We start from the raw sequence: 8,888 nt of genomic DNA, 5'->3' as shown, positions 1-8,888 counted from the left end.
TTAAATCTGAAAAGATATGGGGAGAATGTTTTAAGACAATCTGTAGCATAACACTTTCAAGTTATTACAGATATGTACTGATGCGTTAGTCAGGAATTTACGCCTATGGAGAGTACAAGGAACTGCCGGTAGCAACTGTTTTATAGTGCGAAAGCATACTCAATGAAGTAGGAATGAAATATAAAAGTTTATAACTTTTTATAAGTTTTCAGTAACGGTAAGAAAAATGATAGCAATTGGAAGTGACCATGGTGGATTTAGACTCAAGCAGGAAGTGATGGCTCATCTAAAAGAGATGGGGATTGAATATAAGGATTATGGCTGCTACGATGAGAGCTCATGTGATTATCCTGTTTATGCAAAGAAGGTTGCAAATGCGATAGTAAGTGGTGAATGTGAAAAAGGAATACTTATCTGTGGGACAGGTATAGGTATTTCGATAGCAGCAAATAAAGTAAAAGGCATCAGAGCAGCACTCTGCCATGATACATTTAGTGCACAGGCAACAAGAGAACATAACGATGCAAATATTCTAGCTATGGGTGCAAGGGTAATAGGACCGGGACATGCGTTAAAAATTGTTGATACATTCTTAAATACTGAATTTTCTAATGATGAAAGACATATAAGAAGAATAAATATGATAGAGGATTAGTTTATTGTCTTAGCTGTGAGTGTGGTACTTTAGGTTGTTTTTATGCCATTCTGTGTTGTTAAATGCGTGGGTTTATGTATTATTATAATCTTGACAGTATAAAATCATGGGAGTATCATTAGAGATATGTTAAAATAAAAGATTTTTATCAATGGTTTTGATGTGATGATTGCATCGATTGCTTTGATATGCAGTCTTTTGAAAAAATTCACCCGATAAATTAAAGGGTTATGAAAGGAAGTATTGTTATGGCAAAAAAGGACATCGATTGGAATAATCTTGGATTTGGTTATGTAAAGACAGACAAAAGATATGTGTCAAACTTCAAAAATGGAGCATGGGATGATGGAGCACTCATTGAGGATGATATGATTACAATTAGTGAGTGTGCATGTGTTCTCCAGTATGCACAGACAGTATTTGAGGGATTAAAAGCATATACTACGGAGGATGGCAGAGTTGTCTGCTTCAGACCTGATTTAAACGCTTCACGTCTTGCAGATTCAGCAAGCAGACTTGAGATGCCGGTATTTCCTGAAGATAGATTTGTAGATGCTATTACTAAGGTTGTAGAAGCAAATATTGATTATGTACCACCATATGGTTCAGGTGCAACATTATATATCCGTCCATATATGTTTGGAAGTGATGCTATTATCGGTGTTAAACCTGCTAATGAGTATCAGTTCAGAGTATTTACAACACCTGTAGGACCTTACTTTAAGGGCGGTGCAAAGCCTATTACTATCCGCGTAAGTGATTTCGACAGAGCAGCTCCACATGGAACAGGTCATATCAAAGCAGGACTTAACTATGCTATGAGCCTTCATGCGATAGTTGATGCTCATCAGAAAGGTTTCGATGAGAATGTTTACCTTGATGCGGCCTCACGCACAAAGATTGAGGAGACAGGTGGAGCAAACCTTATCTTTATCACAAAGGACGGCAAGTTTGTTACTCCTAAGTCAAACAGTATCCTTCCTTCTATAACACGCCGTTCATTAGAGGTTGTTGCAAAAGATTACCTCGGAATGGAAGTTGAAGAGAGAGAAGTATATCTTGATGAAGTTAAAGACTTTGCAGAGTGCGGTCTTTGTGGAACAGCAGCAGTTATCTCTCCTGTAGGAAAGATTGTTGATCATGGTAAGGAAATCTGTTTCCCAAGTGGAATGGAACAGATGGGACCAAAGACAAAGGAACTTTATGATACACTTACAGGTATTCAGATGGGCAGAATTGAAGCACCTGAGGGATGGATTAAAGTTATCAAATAATTTTGGATTTTTTGTATTAAATGAATTATTTGTATATTGACATTATAGTATAAAGCAGATAAAATCGCTGCAATTCTTTAGTTTAAGGGATGCAGCGATTTTTCGGATTTTGAAAGGAGAATTTTCCTGATGAAGAAAATCGTTTTAACCGGAGGGGGAACTGCCGGTCATGTTACACCTAATATTGCGCTTATACCAGAACTTAAAAAGGCAGGATATGAGATTTATTATATAGGCTCATATGATGGTATCGAGAAAAAATTAATTGAAAAATTAGGTATTCCTTATTATGGAATTTCAAGCGGAAAGCTCAGACGCTATATAGATATCAAGAATATCAGCGATCCTTTTAAGGTGCTTAAAGGATTTGCACAGGCAAGACATTTGCTTAAAAAGATCAAGCCTGATGTAGTATTTTCAAAGGGAGGTTTTGTGTCTGTTCCCGTTGTTGTGGCTGCAAAAACACGCAGGATACCATGTATAATACATGAATCAGATATGACACCGGGACTTGCGAATAAGATCTGTATTCCATGTGCGGTAAGAGTGTGCACAAACTTTCCTGAGACACTTAAACATCTTCCAGCAGAGAAAGCTGTTCTTACCGGCTCACCTATAAGGGAGGAACTTTTTAGGGGAAATAGGGAAAAAGGACTTAAATTCTGTGGATTTGACAGTTCTAAACCAGTTATCCTTATAATTGGAGGAAGTCTTGGAGCAGTCGCAGTAAATAATGCGGTAAGAGGAATACTTCCTGAACTTTTGAAGAAATTTCAGATCATTCATCTCTGTGGAAAGGGAAAGAAGGATGAAAAACTTGTAGGAACAAAGGGATATGTACAGTATGAGTATATAAGTGAAGAACTTCCTGACCTTATGGCGGCATCAGACCTTATGATATCCCGCGCTGGTGCAAATGCGATATGTGAGATACTTGCACTTAAAAAGCCTAACATACTTATACCTCTTTCAGCACAGGCGAGCCGCGGTGACCAGATATTGAATGCGGCATCATTTGAGAAGCTCGGTTACAGTATCGTTATACAGGAAGAGGATGTAACTAATGAAAAATTGTTAGAGGCTGTAAATGAGGCATTTGACAATAAAGATAAGTATATTGCAGCTATGAAGAAGAGCCAGCTCAACAATTCTATCGAAAAGATAGTTGGTCTTATAAACAGTGCTGCAAAATAGCAGTAAGAATGGAGAAAAAATGAGTAATAGTTCAATTCCAAAAGATCCTGCTATGCTGCTCAGTTATATAAATACACAGCTTAGGGATTTTTATCCTGACCTTGAAGAATTGTGCAAGTCGCTTGATATTGATAGAAAAGATTTGGAAAATAAACTTGCATCAATCGACTATAAGTATGATAGCGGGTTGAATAAGTTTGTGTAAGGCAGATAAGATATAGACGGGAAACAAGGGGCCGCCGCAATAGGAAAATCTTATACAAAATATAGATATTTAGCAGTGAATAATTCTATATCTTGTATGAATTTTTGTTGATGCGGCGGCTCTATTTATGAGTTGTTTTGTATAGTGTGGTTAGAAAGTCATTGGATTTCCGGTTACATCTCTTGATACCCACATTGACATTCCGGGACCATGATTTCCAAACGGTCTTGTGTGAAAACCGAATTTTTCATAGAAACTTTCACGATGGTACGCTGCCATAAGGCTTACCATAACTGTTTCTCCTGCCACTACATCTTTTTGGATATAATCAAGTTCGCGGCGGATTAATTCTGTTCCTATATGATGGCCCTGATAATCAGGGTGCACGATAACATCTGTTATAAAATATGTATAGCCGCCATCGCTTACTATTCTTGCCATTCCAACAGGTTTGCCATCGCAGACGGCTACACACAGGTAAAAAGAGTTTTTTAATGCTATGGCTGCTCTTTTTTCTGTTACATTTATCCAATTTACAGCTTTTCTTAGTGCATTATAATCTTCGACACTTATGTTGTTTATGTATGTTATTTCTTTTTGTTTATCCATTGTTGTCCTCATCTGATTTCTTTTAAGATTTAAAAAGTTGTTATAGTCTTTAAAATATAGTTTACCACAATAATCTTGCTTTGAGTTATTTATTTGCTTTTTAGTAATATTTTTTTGCATGGAAGAATAAAATATTAGTAAAACAATGAGTTAATGTTCGTGCCGGTGTGCTGACAATTGGTGGAACGGTGCGTTGGCTGAACAATAACGGGTATCGAATATATTTAAGGAGATTTCTATGGATTTTAAAACAGCACAGATAACTTCAAATCAAATAGTCTGCCACAGTGATACTCAGATTACGCTTGAAAATGATATGAATGTTCCTGACAGCAAGCCTGATATAGATAAGATCATAAAAGTTGAGGGAAATATCTCCTCGAATGTAGTCGCGTCACTTGATGGAAAGGTAAATATAAAGGGGACGCTTGATTATTTTATCTTATATACAAGTAATGATGACATTGTTCCTATACATAATCTTGCGGGCAGCATAAATTTTGATGAGATGATAGCTCTTGAAGATGTAACAGAGGGGGACGAGATAAATTGTCATTTTGAGATTGATGACTGTCAGGCAAATCTTATAAATTCAAGAAAACTCAGCATAAATGCCATTATAGGAATACATTGTTGCAAGCCGCAGAGTGATTATTATGAGGCCGTTTCTTCTCTGATGGCTGATGAAAATATGGAGAGTATAAATTCGGATGGTCTGTATTCAAAAATGAAAAATATTACATATACCCATCTTGTCATACAGAAAAATGATATACACAGGATTTTTGAGGAATTGACTCTTCCAAAGGCAAAACCAAGTATAGATTCAGTGCTGTATTTTAATATAAGACCGTTAAATGTTCAGACAAAGGTTGTGGAAGATGGCGTCAGGCTTATGGGCGACCTCAATGTGTTTGTGCTTTATACACCTGAAAATGAGGAGTGCAGTCTTGAATATTTTGAGACAGAAGTTTCATTTGACGAGATAATAAACTGCAATGACTGTAACGAGGATATGATTCCTGATATCGATGTGAGTGTTGGAACAAGAGAATTGAATCCAAAACCTGATGAGGATGGTGAAAACAGGCTTGTCAGTTTTGAACTTACACTTAAATTGCAGATGAAATTTTATGAAAATAAGGAAGCACAGATACTTGATGATGCGTATTCAACGGCTATGGAACTTGAGCCTGTCAGAAAAAAAATGTCATTGAATAAACTTATTATGAAAAATCAGAGTTCGCTTCGTCTTTCTGAGCAGTTTCCTATTGAAAGTCCGGATAAGATTTTACAGATATGCAATGCAACGGGTAAGATTACGATAGATGAGCAGCAGATCGTTGATGGCGGAATACATTTGGATGGTGTGCTTCTGCTTGACATTCTTTATATGACGGAAAATGATGCAAGTCCATTGTCGATAGAGAGGGCAGTCGTACCTTTCAGTCATACGATAGAGATTGATAATCTTAGTCAGGAATGTTATTATGAGCTGCAATTTGATATCAACAATATAAATGTGATAATGATAGACAGTTCGGAGATTGAAGTTAAGGTAAATATAACATTGTGTGCGATTGCATTTCAAAATTTTGATGAGAGCTTTATTTCTGATATAGCAACTGCTCCGCTTGACTTTGAACAGCTTCATAAACTTCCGGGGATAGTAGGTTATTATGCGTCATCAGATACGCCGGTCTGGGATATCGCAAAGAAATATCGTACAACTGTTGACAGCATAAAGGAGTTAAATGAGATTAACAGTGATATCGTTCATAAGGGAGATAAACTGCTTCTGTTAAAAATGGTTGAGGGAATTTAGAAAAATTTTATTTTCCACAGCAATTTGTCCATAGTAACATAAGTTTCGGTTTGTGCCTTCTTTATTTTATACATGGGTGTGCTTTTATTGGGACTGAAGATTTTTTCAGTATTCCATAGGAGTACACCCGATTTTTTTAGATTTTGCAGTGGATACATTATTTGATTGCATAAATCATATATGTAGTGTAGAATAAGTACAGAAGCGAGTTGAATTTTGCAGATAAATTTAGCCCTGCTTCTGTATTTTTGTGGTTTGAATTAGTTGTTAAGTGGATATTCACAATCCACTTTGCTACTTACTTGATAGTGTTAAATAAATTTTTTACAGGAGGATTTATGCGTATGAAATACGACATTATTATTGTTGGTGCAGGTCCCGGAGGAATTTTTGCATCTTATGAGCTGATTAAGAAAAATCCTGAGGTCAGGGTTGCCGTATTTGAGACAGGTCATTCGCTTGAAAAGCGAGTTTGTCCTATTGATGGTGATAAGATAAAAAGCTGTATAAATTGTAAAAGCTGTTCTATAATGAACGGTTTTGGCGGAGCAGGAGCTTTTTCGGATGGTAAATACAATATAACAAATCAGTTTGGTGGAACATTATATGAGTATATAGGAAAAAACAAGGCTCTTGACCTTATGTATTATGTTGATGAGCTGAATCTCAAATATGGTGGTGAGGGAACAAAACTTTATTCCACAGCCAATACTGAGATAAAGAAACTTTGTGTTCAGAATGGCCTTCATCTTCTTGATGCATCAGTTCGCCATCTTGGAACGGATAAGAATTATGTCGTTCTCGAAAATCTTTATGCAGAGCTTAAAGACAAAGTGGATTTCTATTTTGATACTCCTGTAGACAGTGTTTTACAGAATGGAGATGGTTATCTTGTAAAGACTGCAAAGGGTGACTATGAGTGTGACAAGTGTATCATATCAGCAGGAAGAAGCGGAAGTAAATGGATGGAAAAAGTCTGTTCAGAACTTGATATTCCGACAAAATCAAATCGTGTAGATATCGGTGTGAGAGTTGAACTTCCGGCAGAGGTATTTTCTCATCTCACAGATGAACTTTACGAGAGCAAGATAGTTTACAGAACAGCGAAATTTGAGGATCTTGTCCGTACATTCTGTATGAATCCTCATGGTGTTGTTGTTAATGAAAATACAAACGGAATAGTTACAGTAAACGGTCACAGCTACGAAGATCCAAGTAAACATACTGAGAATACAAACTTTGCACTTCTCGTTGCAAAACATTTCTCAGAGCCGTTCAGAGACAGTAACGGATATGGAGAGAGCATCGCAAAACTTTCAAATATGCTCGGCGGTGGTGTATTAGTACAGAGATTTGGTGACCTTATAAGAGGAAGACGAAGCAATGCGTCACGCATAGCAGAAGGATTTGTGACGCCTACGCTTTCGGCAACTCCGGGTGACTTAAGCCTTGTAATGCCAAAGAGAATACTCGACGGCATTATAGAAATGATATATGCACTCGATAAGATAGCACCGGGAACAGCAAATGACGATACGCTTCTTTATGGTGTTGAAGTCAAGTTCTACAACATGGAAGTTGAGATAGATCAAAATCTTGAAACTCCGCTTAAAGGACTTTATGTTATCGGTGATTGCAGCGGTGTAACACATTCATTGTCACACGCGTCGGCAAGCGGTGTTCATGTTGCGAGAGCGATTGCAGGGGAAAGCAAATAATAAAGTAAATTGATGATAAAAATAATTGTAGTAGCTAACGGTAAATGAAATGAGGAATAAAGATGGCAGAAAATTATTCATTTTTTTCAAATAAGAAATGCGAATATTTTCCATGCCACAAAGTATCAGATGAAATAGCAGAAAAGGACTTTAATTGCCTTTTCTGCTATTGTCCTTTATACCTGAAAGAAAAGTGTCCCGGAAATCCTGTTTACTTTGTGACGGCAAATGGAGAAAAGATAAAGGACTGCTCGGAATGTATGTTTCCACACAGGGCAGCAAATTATGAAAAGGTACTTAAGTGCCTTATGTCAAAGAATGAGATACTTGAAGTGGATATAAGTGAATTGATTGTGGATATGGAAACGGAAATAGAACATTCATGTGGATTTGAGTCAATGGATGCGGAGATGAAAAGACAGCATAAGGAGATAATAAATGCGGCATATGATAAATTTTTCAGTGAAAAAAAGATACAGATTATCCTTAAACAGATTGACGAAAGTGTGGTGACAACTTCCGGGTTTGTATTTGGAGAGCAGACTATAAAATGTAATGCACTTGAAAAAATGAATGTAGCGGATGGAGATATTGACAGTGCTTATCTGTATGCATTTGGAATAAAGGATATTGATGAAAGAGCGTTGGAAGAAAGTTCACTTCTTGAAAAATATTATGTCGAATGTCTTATGATAGCGGCAACAGATGTGTTAAGAGACTGGATTAGAAATTATATAGAAAGAAAGCATAGCGTAAGGCATAAAAAATATGTGACGGACTCGTTTGGACCGGGATTTTATGGGATGGATATAGAGACTGTGCCGGAGCTTGTGAAAATAATAGGGGCGGAGAAAGTAGGGATGTCAGTTGATGAAAGCGGAAATATGCACCCAGCAAAGAGTTGTGTGGGGATTTATCTTGTGACGAGGAAGGAGTATGGGGAGAGGATAAAAGACTGTGCGTTTTGTGTGGGGAGCAAAGGCGGATGTGCGGTATGTAGAGGGAACAGGGGATAAAAAAAGAGCAAACTAGAGTAATGTATGTATGGTGGTAAAATTTGGATTTTTATTTATAATGTATAAATGCTTAGATGAAGCTAAATTATAAAATTCAAAGATAAATTTGCGTAAACGAGAATAGACATTTCATTGAAGAAAAATATATATTTGTTATAATAAAAACAGGAACAACAGACAGTATAAAAAGTAGCATGAAATTAATGAGAGGTGATGTTTTGGAGAATAATAATACGATAATGGAGACATTAAACGAAACAGATATAGCAAAATATACTATAAAGGACAGTGTCTTCACAAATCTGTTTCAGGACAAAAAATATCTTATACAATTATATAAAACATTACATCCGGAAGATACTGAGGTAACGGAAGATGAACTGAAAGATATA

Annotated in this window: 8 protein-coding genes; 7 read left to right on the top strand and 1 reads right to left on the bottom strand. The window is 36.6% G+C overall.

Annotated elements, in window-relative coordinates; genetic code table 11:
- Positions 1-226 precede the first annotated feature (226 nt).
- From rpiB to KQI69_RS09940, 4 genes are all read left to right on the top strand, one after another.
- Entirely contained in the window at positions 227-655 is a 429-nt protein-coding gene (rpiB, locus tag KQI69_RS09955; RefSeq protein ID WP_216565230.1) for a ribose 5-phosphate isomerase B, read from the top strand.
- A 248-nt stretch (positions 656-903) separates the two neighbouring features.
- Positions 904-1,929, top strand: coding sequence for a branched-chain amino acid aminotransferase (locus tag KQI69_RS09950; RefSeq protein WP_216565229.1), 1,026 nt, complete (start codon positions 904-906; stop codon positions 1,927-1,929).
- A 129-nt stretch (positions 1,930-2,058) separates the two neighbouring features.
- On the top strand, positions 2,059-3,123 hold the full coding sequence (locus KQI69_RS09945; RefSeq protein WP_216565228.1) for an undecaprenyldiphospho-muramoylpentapeptide beta-N-acetylglucosaminyltransferase: 1,065 nt from the start codon (positions 2,059-2,061) through the stop codon (positions 3,121-3,123).
- Between the two features lie 19 nt (positions 3,124-3,142).
- Positions 3,143-3,328 carry a DUF4250 domain-containing protein gene (locus tag KQI69_RS09940; protein WP_216565227.1) on the top strand — a complete coding sequence of 62 codons (186 nt, stop codon included), beginning with the start codon at positions 3,143-3,145 and terminating at the stop codon, positions 3,326-3,328.
- Between the two features lie 150 nt (positions 3,329-3,478).
- Here KQI69_RS09940 and KQI69_RS09935 read toward each other — a convergent pair whose 3' ends face one another.
- Positions 3,479-3,937 (bottom strand): GNAT family N-acetyltransferase, encoded by a 459-nt coding sequence (locus tag KQI69_RS09935; protein WP_216565226.1) that lies wholly within the window; start codon positions 3,935-3,937, stop codon positions 3,479-3,481.
- A gap of 238 nt (positions 3,938-4,175) precedes the next feature.
- On the opposite strand from KQI69_RS09935, the gene KQI69_RS09930 reads away from it, so the two are divergent.
- The 3 genes from KQI69_RS09930 (at position 4,176) to KQI69_RS10715 (ending at position 8,496) form a co-directional block, all read left to right on the top strand.
- Positions 4,176-5,762, top strand: a complete 1,587-nt coding sequence (locus KQI69_RS09930) for an SPOCS domain-containing protein (protein ID WP_216565225.1) — start codon at positions 4,176-4,178, stop codon at positions 5,760-5,762.
- A gap of 344 nt (positions 5,763-6,106) precedes the next feature.
- Positions 6,107-7,480: an NAD(P)/FAD-dependent oxidoreductase gene (locus KQI69_RS09925; RefSeq protein ID WP_216565224.1), complete on the top strand. Its 1,374-nt coding sequence runs from the start codon at positions 6,107-6,109 to the stop codon at positions 7,478-7,480.
- Positions 7,481-7,542: 62 nt separating this feature from the next.
- The gene (locus KQI69_RS10715) at positions 7,543-8,496 is read left to right on the top strand and encodes a cysteine-rich small domain-containing protein (protein ID WP_216565223.1); all 954 of its coding nucleotides are present in this window, start codon (positions 7,543-7,545) and stop codon (positions 8,494-8,496) included.
- Positions 8,497-8,888 lie beyond the last annotated feature (392 nt).

The organism is Eubacterium sp. MSJ-13 (assembly GCF_018918235.1).
Lineage (GTDB): Bacteria > Bacillota > Clostridia > Lachnospirales > Lachnospiraceae > Butyribacter.
Note: the sequence above shows the minus strand (reverse complement) of the source record. Positions and strands in the feature narration are given on the sequence as shown.